15 protein-coding genes are annotated in these 12256 nt (G+C 74.9%); 4 read left to right on the forward strand and 11 right to left on the reverse strand.

All coding sequences use genetic code 11. The features are described 5' to 3' along the window. Positions 1-795 (reverse strand): EI24 domain-containing protein, encoded by a 795-nt coding sequence (locus tag ACW0Q9_RS14190; protein WP_456181386.1) that lies wholly within the window; start codon positions 793-795, stop codon positions 1-3. Positions 796-832: 37 nt separating this feature from the next. Between ACW0Q9_RS14190 and ACW0Q9_RS14195 the strand changes: the two genes are divergently transcribed. Beyond that, positions 833-1852, forward strand: a complete 1020-nt coding sequence (locus tag ACW0Q9_RS14195; RefSeq protein ID WP_456181388.1) for a helix-turn-helix transcriptional regulator — start codon at positions 833-835, stop codon at positions 1850-1852. Here ACW0Q9_RS14195 and ACW0Q9_RS14200 read toward each other — a convergent pair. After that, entirely contained in the window at positions 1843-2757 is a 915-nt protein-coding gene (locus ACW0Q9_RS14200) for an SDR family oxidoreductase (RefSeq protein WP_456181390.1), read from the reverse strand. The genes ACW0Q9_RS14195 and ACW0Q9_RS14200 overlap by 10 nt on opposite strands. Before the next feature lie 76 nt (positions 2758-2833). Here ACW0Q9_RS14200 and ACW0Q9_RS14205 point away from each other — a divergent pair, with 76 nt between their 5' ends. Beyond that, complete coding sequence (locus ACW0Q9_RS14205; RefSeq protein ID WP_456181416.1) at positions 2834-3556, forward strand: nucleotidyltransferase domain-containing protein; 723 nt, start codon at positions 2834-2836, stop codon at positions 3554-3556. 32 nt (positions 3557-3588) lie between these two features. Here the strand turns inward: ACW0Q9_RS14205 and ACW0Q9_RS14210 are convergent, their stop codons facing one another. The 5 genes from ACW0Q9_RS14210 to ACW0Q9_RS14230 all read right to left on the reverse strand — a co-directional run bounded on the left by ACW0Q9_RS14210 (position 3589) and on the right by ACW0Q9_RS14230 (position 6942). Beyond that, on the reverse strand, positions 3589-4326 hold the full coding sequence (locus ACW0Q9_RS14210; protein WP_456181392.1) for an alanyl-tRNA editing protein: 738 nt from the start codon (positions 4324-4326) through the stop codon (positions 3589-3591). Between the two features lie 11 nt (positions 4327-4337). Beyond that, a complete protein-coding gene (locus ACW0Q9_RS14215) occupies positions 4338-5225 on the reverse strand; it encodes an alpha/beta fold hydrolase (protein WP_456181394.1) in 888 nt (295 codons plus the stop codon). After that, entirely contained in the window at positions 5222-5542 is a 321-nt protein-coding gene (locus tag ACW0Q9_RS14220) for a DUF2516 family protein (protein ID WP_456181396.1), read from the reverse strand. Before ACW0Q9_RS14220 ends, ACW0Q9_RS14215 begins: the two co-directional genes overlap by 4 nt. A gap of 72 nt (positions 5543-5614) precedes the next feature. Further along, positions 5615-6334 carry a hypothetical protein gene (locus ACW0Q9_RS14225; protein ID WP_456181398.1) on the reverse strand — a complete coding sequence of 240 codons (720 nt, stop codon included), beginning with the start codon at positions 6332-6334 and terminating at the stop codon, positions 5615-5617. Continuing rightward, complete coding sequence (locus ACW0Q9_RS14230; RefSeq protein WP_456181400.1) at positions 6331-6942, reverse strand: helix-turn-helix domain-containing protein; 612 nt, start codon at positions 6940-6942, stop codon at positions 6331-6333. The genes ACW0Q9_RS14225 and ACW0Q9_RS14230 overlap by 4 nt, the downstream gene beginning before the upstream one ends. 111 nt (positions 6943-7053) lie before the next feature. On the opposite strand from ACW0Q9_RS14230, the gene ACW0Q9_RS14235 reads away from it, so the two are divergent. Continuing rightward, on the forward strand, positions 7054-7851 hold the full coding sequence (locus ACW0Q9_RS14235; protein ID WP_456181402.1) for an alpha/beta fold hydrolase: 798 nt from the start codon (positions 7054-7056) through the stop codon (positions 7849-7851). Positions 7852-7866: 15 nt separating this feature from the next. On the opposite strand, the gene ACW0Q9_RS14240 is transcribed toward ACW0Q9_RS14235, so the two are convergent. The 4 genes from ACW0Q9_RS14240 to ACW0Q9_RS14255 form a co-directional block, all read right to left on the reverse strand. Further along, complete coding sequence (locus ACW0Q9_RS14240; RefSeq protein ID WP_456181404.1) at positions 7867-8826, reverse strand: asparaginase; 960 nt, start codon at positions 8824-8826, stop codon at positions 7867-7869. Between the two features lie 94 nt (positions 8827-8920). Continuing rightward, the gene (locus tag ACW0Q9_RS14245; RefSeq protein WP_456181406.1) at positions 8921-9748 is read right to left on the reverse strand and encodes a 3-keto-5-aminohexanoate cleavage protein; all 828 of its coding nucleotides are present in this window, start codon (positions 9746-9748) and stop codon (positions 8921-8923) included. A gap of 118 nt (positions 9749-9866) precedes the next feature. Then, a complete protein-coding gene (gene ygfZ / locus ACW0Q9_RS14250) occupies positions 9867-10979 on the reverse strand; it encodes a CAF17-like 4Fe-4S cluster assembly/insertion protein YgfZ (RefSeq protein WP_456181408.1) in 1113 nt (370 codons plus the stop codon). Next, positions 10976-11404 carry a Fur family transcriptional regulator gene (locus tag ACW0Q9_RS14255; RefSeq protein WP_456181410.1) on the reverse strand — a complete coding sequence of 143 codons (429 nt, stop codon included), beginning with the start codon at positions 11402-11404 and terminating at the stop codon, positions 10976-10978. The genes ygfZ and ACW0Q9_RS14255 overlap by 4 nt, the downstream gene beginning before the upstream one ends. Before the next feature lie 67 nt (positions 11405-11471). Between ACW0Q9_RS14255 and ACW0Q9_RS14260 the strand changes: the two genes are divergently transcribed. Beyond that, positions 11472-12256, forward strand: a 785-nt coding sequence (locus ACW0Q9_RS14260) for an aminotransferase class IV (protein WP_456181412.1), incomplete at its 3' end; no start/stop codon positions are given.

Raw genomic sequence — 12256 nt, forward strand, 5'->3', positions numbered from 1 at the left:
TCACCTCTCCTCGACGACGGACTGCCCGAGCGACCGGCGGGCCAGCAGGGTGGCGCCGGCGACGGCGGCCGGCATGACCAGCACCGCGCCGAGCGGGATCAGGAAGCAGAGGAAGACCGCCACCCCGAAGCCCAGGGTGGTCGGCCGGTCCGCCTTGAGCAACGACCGCCGCTCCGGCAGCCGCATGCCGCGCCGGTAGAAGGGCGCGCCGACCAGCTCCAGGGCGAGGAACCAGCCGCCCACGAGGGCGCCGACCACCGGGACCACCGTCTGCCCGATCAGCGGGATGAAGCCGGCCACGAAGAGGGGTACGCCGACCAGCGCGGAGATGGCCACCAGGCGCAGCGAGTCCAGGATGCTGCGGCGCACCGAGGCCCAGAACGGCACCTCGACCGCGCCGGGGGTGCCGCCGAGGCGCTCCTCCACCCGCTCGGAGATCTTCTCGTAGAACGGGTCACCGATCGCCAGGGTGACCGCCGTGAAGGCGAGCACCCCGAGCAGGCCGGCCAGCCCGACGACGGCCAGCCCGGCCACCACCCGGACGAGGCTGCGCCAGGTCTCCGACCAGTCGTCCGCGAACGGGGTGACCAGCCCGGCCAGATCGTCCACGAAGTACAGCAGGGCGGCGAACAGGGCCACGAAGAGCGCGCCGGAGATCAGCGCCGGCACGATCCCGAGCAGCATCAGCCCCGGGCTGCGGACGTAGAGGCCGAGACCGCGCAGCAGCAGGCCGGCGCCGCTGAGGAAACGGGTGACGGCGCCGGTCACGGGCGCGGCGAGGCGGGGTGCGTCCACGATCAAGGAGCCTAACGGCCGCGCGCACAATGGGCGGGTGCGCGCGTCCCGGCTCATCTCGTTGATCCTGCTGCTCCAGTCGCGGGAGACGATGACCGCCGCCGAGCTGGCCCGGGAGCTGGAGGTCTCCGAGCGCACCGTCTACCGGGACGTGCTGGCGCTCTCCGCCGCCGGGGTGCCGGTGTACGCCGACCGCGGCCGGGCCGGCGGCTACCGCCTGCTCGGCGGCTACCGGACCCGGCTGACCGGGCTGACCCGGGACGAGGCGGAGGCGCTCTTCCTGGCCGGGCTGCCCGGGCCGGCCGGCGACATGGGGCTCGCCGACGCGGTGGCCGCCGCCGAGCTGAAGGTGCTGGCCGCGCTGCCGCCGAGCCTGCGGGACGCGCCCGCCCGCGCCGGCCAGCGGTTCCACCTGGACGTGCCGGGCTGGTTCCGGGAGTCCGGCCCGCCGCCGTGGCTGGCCGAGCTGGCCCGGGCGGTCTGGCGGGACCGGCTGGTCGAGCTGCGCTACCGGCGCGGCGACCGGGAGGTGACCCGGTCGGTCGCGCCGTACGGGCTGGTGCTGAAGAACGGCGTCTGGTACCTGGTCGGGCGCGTCGGCGACGGGTGGCGGACGTACCGGGTGGACCGGGTGGTCGGCGTCGACGTGAGCGGGGAGGGCTTCGAGCGGGACGAGGGCTTCGACCTCGGGGCGTACTGGCGGGAGCAGGCCGAGGCGTTCCTGCGGGACATGCTCCGGGCCGAGGTGACCGTGCGGCTCAGCCCGGCCGGCCTGCGCGCGCTGCGGCACCTCGCCGACGCCCCGTTCGTCTACGCCGAGGCGGTCGCCGCCGCCGGCCGGCCCGACGGGCAGGGCCGGGTGGTGCTCCGGCTGCCCGTCGAGTCGGTCGAGGTGGCGTACACCCAACTGCTGGCGCTCGGGCCCGAGGTGGAGGTGCTCGACCCGCCCGAGCTGCGCGCCCGCTTCGCCACGGCGGCCCGCCGCGCGGCCGCGCTCTACGCGGACGACGCGGACGACGCGGACGACGCGGACGACGCGGACGACGGTCAGCGGTAGCCGGTGGCGTCCGCCGGCTTGCCGGGCCGGACCACCTCCTCGTAGTAGCGCGCCCAGTGCGGGCGGCTGCCGTCGAGGTCGGTGAAGCCGTACACCTGGGCCAGCCCGCCGCTGTCCACGGACTTGCCGTTCCAGCGGGCCCGGTCCGGGTCGGCGGCCAGCGCGGCCACCGCGCGCCCGACGAAGGCCGGCGTCTCCGACATGACGAAGTGCGGTTGCCCGGCCGCCGCGTCGCGCCAGTTGGCCTCGGTGACGTCGTAGTGCTCCAGCATGGCCTCCGACCGCAGCCAGCCGGGGCTGAGCGCGACGGCCGTGCACCCGTGCGGAGCCAGTTCGTGCGCCTGGCTGAAGGCGAGCCGGTTCACCGACACCTTGGCCAGGTCGTAGAAGAGCGAGACGCGGTACTCGGTGTCGTTGTACTCCTTGGTGCCGTCGCCGATCTCGACCACCAGGCCGCCGGGGTTGCGGATCAGCAGCGGGAGTGCGACGTGGCTCGTGACGATGTGGGTGTCGACGGCCAGCCGGAGCATCCGGAAGCCGGCGTCCAGGGGCTGCTCCCAGACCGGCCGGTCCCAGGTGATCAGCGGGTCGCCGCCCCAGACGTCGTTGACCAGCACGTCGAGCCTGCCCTGCTCGGCGTCGATCCGCGCGACGAGGCGGCGGACCTGCTCGGGGTCGAGGTGGTCGACGGCGACGGCGATGCCGGTGCCGCCGGCCGCGGTCACCAGCTCGGCGGTCTCCTCGATGGTCTCCGGCCGGCCCATCTCGGAGCGGCGCTCCCGGGTGGAGCGGCCGGTGACGTAGACGGTGGCTCCGGCGGCGCCCAGTTGGACGGCGATCTGCCGGCCGGCGCCCCGGGTCGCACCGGCGACGAGCGCGATCTTCCCTGTCAGCGGTGTGGTCATGTCACCACCGTGGCACCGATACCTGACATCGGTAGTCCGGTTTCCAGGATGATCCGGGTCAGCCATCATGGCCGGCATGCACCTGCTGCTCTCCGGGATCGTCGGCTCGGTCGCGTACGGGCTGGCCGGGCCGGGCTCGGACGTGGACCGGATCGGCGTCTTCGCCGCGCCCACGGTCGCCTTCCACGGCCTGCACCCGCCCCGGGAGTCCGTCGTGACGACCGATCCGGACGTGACCCTGCACGAGTGCGCGAAGTACGCCCGCCTCGCGCTGAGCGGCAACCCGACCGCCACCGAGCTGATGTGGCTGCCCGAGGAGTGCTACGAGACCCGCACCGGGTTCGGCGAGCGGCTGATCGGCATCCGCGCGGCGTTCCTCAGCGCGCCCCGGGTGCGGGACGCCTACCTCGGCTACGCGACGCAGCAGTTCCGCAAGCTGACCACGCGGGACGCCGACGGCTCCAGGTCGCGGCGCGGCGACAGACGCGACGAGCTGGAGTCGTCGCAGGTCGGCGGGCGGCTGCGATCGGCGAAGCACGCCCGGCACCTGGCCCGGCTGCTGCACCAGGGCCGGGTGCTCTACGCGACCGGCGTGCTGGAGATCCGGCTGGCCGACCCGGAGTGGTTCCGGGCGTTCGGCGAGCGCGTCGCCGGCGGCGCGCTGGCCGAGGCGGAGGCCCTGGTGGCGGCGGCCGAGCAGGACTTCGCCCGGATCCGCACCCCGCTACCGGAGCGCCCGGACGAGGAGACCGTGGAGCGGTGGCTGCTCGACGTGCGGGCGGCCCACCTGCCGCGCTGAACCGGCCTCAGTCGACCAGACGGCTCCGCTGCCTAGTCCGCGAGGCGGACGCGTACCCGGCGGTTGGCGCGGCCCTTGCTCTCCACCTTGACCACCTGGACCTTGCCGATCTGCGCGGTGGAGGCGACGTGCGTGCCGCCGTCGGCCTGCACGTCCAGGCCGACGATGTCGACGATCCGCACCTCCTGCTCGTCCGGCGGGATCAGGTTGGACTGGGTACGGATGATGTCGGGCAGGGCGAGCGCCTCCGCCCGGGGCAGCACCCGGACGGCGACCGACCGGTCCGCGGCCACCTCGGCGTTGACCAGGTCCTCGATCCGGGCCTTGAAGTCCGGCGGCACCTCGGGGAGGTTGAAGTCCATCCGGGCCCCGCCCGGTTCCATGTTGCCGCCGGTGACCAGCGCGCCGAAGTCGCGGAACACCACACCGCACAGCACGTGCAGGCCGGAGTGGGTGCGCATCAGCATGGTCCGCCGGGTGTCCTCGACCGCGCCGGCGACGGCGGTGCCGACCGGCGGGACCGGGTCACCCTCGGCCGGGACGAGCCAGAGGTCGTCGCCCTTGCGGGTGCCCACGATCCGCGTCTGCACCCCCTGCCAGAGCAGCACCCCGTGGTCCGGCGGCTGCCCGCCGCCGCCCGGGTAGAAGGCCGATCGGTCCAGGACGATGCCCTGCTCGGGATCGGCCGCCAGCACCGTGCACCGCCACTCCCGCAGGGTGGGGTCGGCGAGGTCGAGGCGGTGGGTGCGGCCGTGGTGTGTGACGCCCATGAGCGCCGACGTTACCCGTTGAGGAACGTCGAGATCCGCTCCCGCAGGTCGGCGCGTTCCGTCCAGAGCACGCCCGGCCGGTCGTAGACGTGCAGGGAGGCCCGGGGCAGCGCGGCGGCCAACTGCTCGGCGACGGCCACCGGGTGCAGGTCGTCGCCCGCGCAGCCGATCACCAGGGCCGGCGCGGTGACCGCGGCGAGCACCCCGGCGTCGCGCAGCGGGGCCTGCTCGGGCAGGCCGGCCAGGCCCGGCGCGAGCCCGTCGCGGAGCAGTTGGTCGAGCCGCTGCCGCAGGTAGGCCCAGCCGGCCGGGGTGTTGCGCACCGAGGCGGGCAGTTCCAGCGACACCACGTCGGCCAGCGCGGAGGCGTCCCCGTCGGCCACGGCGTCGAGCAGGTCGGTGAGCCGGGCGCGGGCCACCTCGCCGCGCGGGGTGTCCAGCACGGCCGGCAGGAAGAAGACCAGCTTCTCGAAGCGTTCCGGGCTCTCGACGAGCAGGCGGCAGAGCGCGCCGGCGCCGAGGCTGGCCCCGAAGGCCCGGGTGGCGCCGCCGAGGTCGGCGACGGCCCGCAGGTCGCGGGCCAGGTCCAGGTAGCTCCACGGGCCGGGCGGCGAGTCGGAACGGCCGTGCCCGCGGAACTGGAAGAAGATCCGCCGACCGGTTACCCCGCTGCCGAACGGGCGGGTGGTGGCGATGCCGTTGCCCAGCCCGTGCGCGAACACGGTGACCGGGTCACCGGCGCCGGTGACCAGCCGCTCCAGGCGTACGCCGTGCGGCGTGGTGACCAGCTCGGTCTCCGGGTCGGGCAGGGCCGGCCGGCCGGTGCGGGGCGCACCGGGGCCGGGGCCCCAGGTGCGGGGGCCGCCGTCCGGCGGCGGGGGCCAGCGGAAACCTCTCACCAGGAGCCCCGGCCGTCGTGCAGGTCGCGCAACCCGACCCGGACGTCCAGCAGGTAGATCAGGGCCGCGGCGATGCCGACCAGGCCGAAGATGCTCAGCGGGCCGAAGCCGAAGGCCGGCAGCGTCAGCACCAGGCAGACCGCGAGGATGGCGATCCACCCGCCCTTGGGCAGCGTGCCGATCGCGGGAAACGCGTCGGAGCGCTGGGTGATCGCGTGCACCAGCGCCACTCCCTCGATGACCAGGGCGAAGACGAGCAGGATCAGCTCGATCACGTAGCGGACTTCGAACGCGAAGAGCGGCGCGGCAGTGGCCATGTCGGCAAGCTTATGCCGAGACCCCGGAAACGTCCGACAGGACGCCGTCCGGGGTCTCGGTCCAGGTTCGACTCACTCGGCGGCCGGGCGGGTCCGCTTCGTGGTCTTCGGCAGCTTCGCCGACGGGGTGGCGGCCTTGGCGGTGGTGGCCTTGGTGGTGGTGGCCTTGGTGGCGCGGGTGCGCTTCACGGCGGCCGGCTTGGCCTCGACGACCTCGGCCACCTCGGCCGGGGTGGGCACCTCGGCCGGCTGGGCGGCCGGCGCGACCGGGGTGGTGGCCTCGGTCGCCGCGATGTCGGCGTTCACCGTGTCGGCGGCCTCCAGCACGCCCGCGCCGACGACCCGCTCACCGCGGGCGACCAGCTCGGCGTACGCGGCCAGGGCGCGCTCCTGCGCGGCCTGCGCGCCGGCCAGCACGGCGGCGGCGTTGCGGCCTGCGGCCTCCCGGAACTTGTCCAGGTTGGCGGCCTCGCGGAGCTTCTCCAGGTTGGCGGCCTCGCGGAGCTTCTCCAGGTTGGCGGCCTCGCGCAGCTTGTCCAGGTCGAGGTCGGCGGAGCCGGCCTTCTCCCGCAGCCCGGTCGCGGTGAGGTTGGCGGTCCGCAGCGTCTCGGTCGCCCGCTGGCGCAGCTCGAAGCCGGTGACGACGGCCTTGCCGCCGAGGTCGGCGACGACCCGGGTGCCGAGGTCACTGACCACGGTGGGCAGCTTGCGCAGCTGCTGGAGGGCCAGCTCGCCGGCGCCGGCGGCGGCGTAGACGGGGGCCGGGATGCGGTTGGTCTTCGGCTGGGTCATGACTGCTCCTCTTCGGCCGCGCCGGCGGCCTTCCGGACCACCCGGCGGGCGGTCTTCTTCTGGGGGACGGCGGTGGTCGGGGCGGGCGCCGAGCCCGCCTCGGTGACGGCGACCGACTCGAGGACCGCCTCGGTCGGGGTGCCGTCCGGCGTCGTGGGGCCGGTCGCGGCCGGTGCGACGGTGGCCGGGGCCTCCGGCGCCGCGCCCGGCTCGGTCGGCGGGGTCGGTTCGGTGGCCGCCTGGGCCGTGGCGGTCGCCTCGGCGAGCCGCGCGTTCTCCCGGCGGAACGTCTCATAGATCTGGGTGAGCGACTGCTTCTGGGCCATGGTCAGCTCGGGGTCGACGGCGATCGCCGCGAGCACGCCCTGCCCCTCCTTGTCGTCCAGCAGCCCGGCCCGCAGGTACATGGCCGGGGTGGAGACGCGCAGCGCGCTGGCGAGCTGCTGGAGGACCTCGGCGCTCGGCTTGCGCAGGCCGCGCTCGATCTGGCTCAGGTACGGGTTACTGACGCCGGCCTGCTCGGCGAGCTGCCGCAGCGAGATCTTCGCGTTGCGACGCAGGTCGCGAATGAACCCGCCGACGTCGGGAAGGTCCTTGCTGGTGGCCATGACTCCACGCTAGCCCGTGGTGCTAGCTACTGCAAGCAAAGTGCTAGCCGGAGTTAGCGAGGTCACGGATGGCCGGTTGCGCGTCCGGTGTCGGGTCCGTACGGTTCCCCCGTGGTCAAGATCGAAGTCAACGGCGCCTCGCTCGCGTACGACGAGGCCGGCACCGGCAGCCCCGTGGTGCTGCTCCACGCGGGCATCGCCGACCGGCGGATGTGGCGAGGGCAGGTGTCCGCGCTCGCCGCCAGGCACCGGGTCATCGCCGTCGACCTGCGCGGCTACGGCGACTCCGAGCTGCCACCCGCCCCGTTCGCGCACCACGACGACGTGATCGGGCTGCTCGACGCGCTCGGCGTGGCGCAGGCCGCGCTGGTGGGCTGCTCGTTCGGCGGCAAGGTCGCGGTGGACACCGCGCTGGCGTACCCGGACCGGGTCGCCGCGCTGGCCCTCTTCGGCGCCCCGGTCTCCGGCAACGAGTGGTCCGAGGAGACCGAGCAGCTCTGGGAGCAGCTGGTCGGCGACGTGGACCCGGAGGACTTCGCCGCGACCGCGGCCGGCGAGGTGCGGTTCTGGGTGGTCGGCCCGACCCGCGAGCCGGCCGACGTCGACCCGGAGCTGATCCGCTTCGCCGAGGAGATGGACCGCCGGGCGCTCGCCGCCGAGCAGGCGCTCAGCGCGGTCGAGGCGGGCGAGCTGGACCCGCCGGCGATCGACCGGCTGGCCGAGCTGCGGATGCCGGTGCTGGTCGGGGCGGGCGCCGACGACCTGGCCGACATCCGCCGGCTGGCCGACCGCATCGCCGCCGAGGCCCCCGAGGGCGTCCGGCTCCCCGACGTCCCGAACGCCGGCCACCTGCTCCCGCTGGAGCGCCCCGAGCCGGTCAACGCCGCGCTGCTCGACTTCCTGCGCTGACCCGCCGCCGCAGGCTCACCAGACCGGGCGGACCGCCCCGACCGGCAGGCCGCCGCCGAGCAGGGGGATCTCGGCGTACTCGGTCAGGACCGGGGCCTCGACGTTGAGCCGGCGCAGCGCGGAGACCAGGACCGGCATCCGGGGGCGGCCGGCGCCGTCGTCGATCTTCAGGGCGACCGCGCCGACCCCGGGCACCGCCGCCGCGATCACGCCCTCCGCGCCGACCTTGGCCAGCAACCCGGGTACGCCGCGCATCAGGCGGGTGTCGTCGGCCTGGGTGCCGCCCACCAGCTCCGGGTACGCCCGCATGGCGTCGGCCACGGTCCGCTCGACGGTGCCCGGCTCGGCGGAGACCAGCCGCAGGAACGCCCGCGCCAGGCCGGTCAGCGAGACGGCGAGCACCGGGGCGCCGCAGCCGTCCACCCCGACGGCCGCCGCCTTCTCCCCGGTGAACTCCTCGATCGCGGCGGTGAGCCGCTGCTGGAGCGGGTGCTCGGGGCGCCAGTAGCCGTCCAGCGGCCAACCCGCGGCCAGGCAGGTGAGCAGCATCCCGGTGTGCTTGCCGGAGCAGTTCATCAGGGTCCGGGTCGGCCCGCCCCCGGCGCGCAGCACCGCCTCCCGGGCCGCCTCGCCGACCGGCAGGTCCGGCGGGCAGTGCAGCGCCTCCTCGGTCAGGCCGGCGCCGCGCAGCAGGGCGGTCACCCGCTCGACGTGGAACTCCTCGCCGGCGTGGCTCGCCGAGACCAGCGCCACGTCGGCCGCCTCGGTGAGCGGCAGGCCGGCCCGGAGCATCCCGATCGCCTGCATCGGCTTGTTGGACGACCGGGGGAAGATCGGCGAGGTGACGTCCCCCGCCCCGGACACCGGCGCGCCGGCGGCGTCGAGCACCACCACGGAACCACGGTGGACGCCCTCCACGAAACCGGACCGGACCACCTCGGCGAGCGGCACGCCGCCCTCGTACGTCTTTCCCACGAGGTGGACGGTACCGACGGGCCCGGCGGGCCCGGCACCGGGGTGACCAGCGGCGTCGGCCGCCGGCGTACAGGGGTGCCGGGCGGGTCGTCGCTTACAGGCCGAGCAGGGCCCGGGCCTCGGTGGTGGTCAGCGGGGGACGCTGGGCGAGCTGGGCGAAGCCGACCGCGCGGGCGACCAGTTGCATGTTGGACTCGACCGGCCGGCCCTTGGCGTAGGTGACCGTGTCCTCCATACCGACCCGGAGGTGACCGCCGGCCGAGAGCGAGGCCAGCATCACCGGGATGGTGCTGCGACCGATGCCGGTGGCCGAGAAGGTGGTGCCCTCGGGCAGGTCGCGCAGCATCTGCTGGGCGGCGACCAGCGTGGCGGTGGTGCCCGGCATGCCGCCCGGCACGCCCATCACGAAGTCGACGTGCACGTGACCGCCGTGCGGCAGGCCGTACTTGCCGAGCAGGCGCTGGAGCGCGGTGAGGTGGCCCAGGTCGAAGATCTCGTACTCGGGGACGACGCCCCGCTCCTGCATCCGGGTGTGCAGGTCGACGATGAACTCCCAGCGGTTGAGGAACACGTCGTCACCGAAGTTGACCGTGCCCATGGTGCAGGAGGCCATGTCCGGGGCGGCGTCGAGCACGGCCAGCCGGGCGGCCTCCGGGTCGGTCACCGCGCCGCCGGAGGAGAGCTGCACGATCAGGTCGGTGCTCTGCCGCAGCGCCGCCACGGTCTCCCGCAGCCGGCCCTGGTCGAGGGTGGGCTGCGCCTGGTCGTCGCGGATGTGGACGTGGATCACGGCGGCGCCGAGCGCCTCGCACTCCTTGGCGGTCAGCAGCAGCTCGTCGAGGGTCACCGGCAGCGCCGGCACCTCCGCCTTGGCCGACTCCGCGCCGGTGGGGGCAACCGTGATCAACGTTCCTGTGGTCATGCCCGGATCCTAGACCGCCGACCGCCCTGCGGTCGACAGGCGAATTGCAGCAGAATCGCGCGCACCCGCCGCCGAAAGCGGAAGATTTTCCGCCTCAGGGCCGCTGGAACCACATCCCTTACGCCGGATCGATGGCGGCGGCCGCCTCCCCGACCATCAGCCGGGCGTCGTCGGCCACGTTGCGCTTGACCACGGCGAGGGCGACCTGACCCAGCTCGAAGTGGTGCACCGCGGTGCCGACGAAGCCGACCGCACGGCCGTCCAGGGTCACCGGCGTGCCGGCGGCCGGCGGCTGGTCGGTGGTCACCCCGTCCAGGTGCAGCAGGACGAGGCGACGCGGCGGCTTGCCCAGGTTGTGCACCCGGGCCACCGTCTCCTGCCCGCGGTAGCAGCCCTTGTCCAGGTGCACGGCCGGCCCGATCAGCCCCACCTCGGCGGGAATGGTCCGGTGGTCGGTGTCCACCCCGGCCCGGGCCCGCCGGGCGGCCACCCGCACCGCCTCGTACGCCCACAGCCCGGCCACCGGCACGCCGGCGCCGCGCAGCTCCTCGACCACCCCGGCCATGGCCGGGCGAGGCACCAGCAGGTCGACGCCGAGCGCCACCCGCCGGGCCCAGCCGCCCACCGCCAGCGGCTTCACGTCGTACACCACCGAGGGCCGGGGCGGCAGGTCGCCGGAGCGGAACTTCGGACCCGGCACCGCGACCACGTCCGGCTCGGCCAGCCCGGTGACCCCGAGGGTGCCGAGCGCGCCGGTGGCCTCCGGCCCGACCAGCGAGAGCAGTGCGTGGTCGGGCGTCACGTCGCGCGGGTCGACCTTGCTGAAGAACCGCATCTTCTCCAGGTAGGACAGCAGGCCGCCGGTCATCCCGGGCTCGGTGTCCAGCCAGGTGGTCTCGCCGTCCTCGGCGACCATGGCGTGCTGCTCGACGTGCCCGTGCGGGGAGAGCACCAGCAGCTCGGTGCCCTGCCAGGGGCGCAGCGCGGCAAGGTGCTGGCTGGTCAGCGTGTGCAGCCAGGTCATCCGCTCCTCGCCCGGCACCGCGACCACCCCCCGGTGCGAGCGGTCGACCAGGCCGACGCCGGTGGCGAGGGTCCGCTGCTCCCGCATCGGGTCGCCGTAGTGGGCGGCCACGGGACCGACCCCGGCCGCCCGGTGGGCCGGCTCGGGCTGGTCCCGGGTCTCCTCGTCGATGGCCTCGGCGGCCACCGCTCCCGCGATGTCGATCATTTACGTTCCCCGTCCTCGCACTGGCCGCAGACGCCGAAGAGCGCCACGTGCCCGATGTCGATCTGGAATCCCCGCTGCGCGGCCAACTGGTCGGCGAGCGGCCGGAGCAGCTCGGGGTCGATCTCGTCGATCGCGCCGCACTCCCGGCAGACCAGGTGGACGTGCTGGTGCTCACCGGCCGCGTGGTAGGTCGGCGACCCGTGCGACAGGTGGGTGTGGGTCACCAGACCGAGCCGTTCCAGCAGCTCCAGCGTCCGGTAGATGGTGGTGATGTTGACCCCGGCGGCCACCTCGCGCACCGCCGTGTGCACCTGCTCCGGCGTGGCGTGCCCCAGGTCCAGGACAGCCTGCAGGACCAGCTGCCGCTGCGCCGTCAGCCGCAGCCCACGGGAGCGGAGCAGTTCCGCGAGGGAGGATTCGGACACCGTCCGATCATAGTTCGGCCGCCGCGCCGACCCGCCCGCCGCCGGGGTACGCCACTACGCTGCGCTCGTGGTGGCGACGCGGGTGGCCGTGCCGGGCCGGGGTCTGGTGCCGGCCGGCGAGCCGGTGCTGCGCGGCGACGACCGGGGCGTGCTGCACGGCGACGGCCTCTTCGAGACCCTGCACCTGCGCGGCGGACAGCCCTGGCTGCGCGACGCCCACCTCGCCCGGCTGCGGGCGGGCGCGGCGGCGATCGGGCTGGCCCTGCCGTCCACGGAGGTGCTGGTCGACCTGCTCGACACGGTCCGGGCGGGCTGGCCGCCGGAGGTCGAGGGCGCCGTGCGGCTGGTCTGCACGCGGGGGCCGGAGGGCGGCGGGCCGGCGACGGTCTACGCCACGCTGGGCGAGGTGCCGGCGGCCGCGCGGCGGGCCCGGCGGGACGGGGTGACGGTCGCCACCCTGCCGCTCGGGGTGGCCGCCCGCTCCCGCCCCGAACTGGGCTGGCTCCCGGTCGGGGTGAAGTCCACCTCGTACGCGCTGAGCACCGCCGCCCGCCGCTGGGCGGAACGGGCCGGGGTGGACGACGTGCTCTGGGTCTCCACCGACGGCTACGTGCTGGAGGCGCCGACCGCGAACGTGGTCTGGCTGAGCGGCGGCACCCTCTGCACGGTCCCGGCCGCGGCCACCGGCATCCTCCCCGGCGTCACCGCCCACTGGCTCCTGGACCACGCCCACGAGCTGGGCTTGGCGGCAGACGAACGCCTACCCACCCCAACGGACCTGCACAGGTCGGACGCCATCTGGCTGACGTCATCCCTCCGCGGCCTGACCGAGGTGCGCTCCCTGAACAACAC

Source organism: Micromonospora sp. I033 (assembly GCF_053890995.1).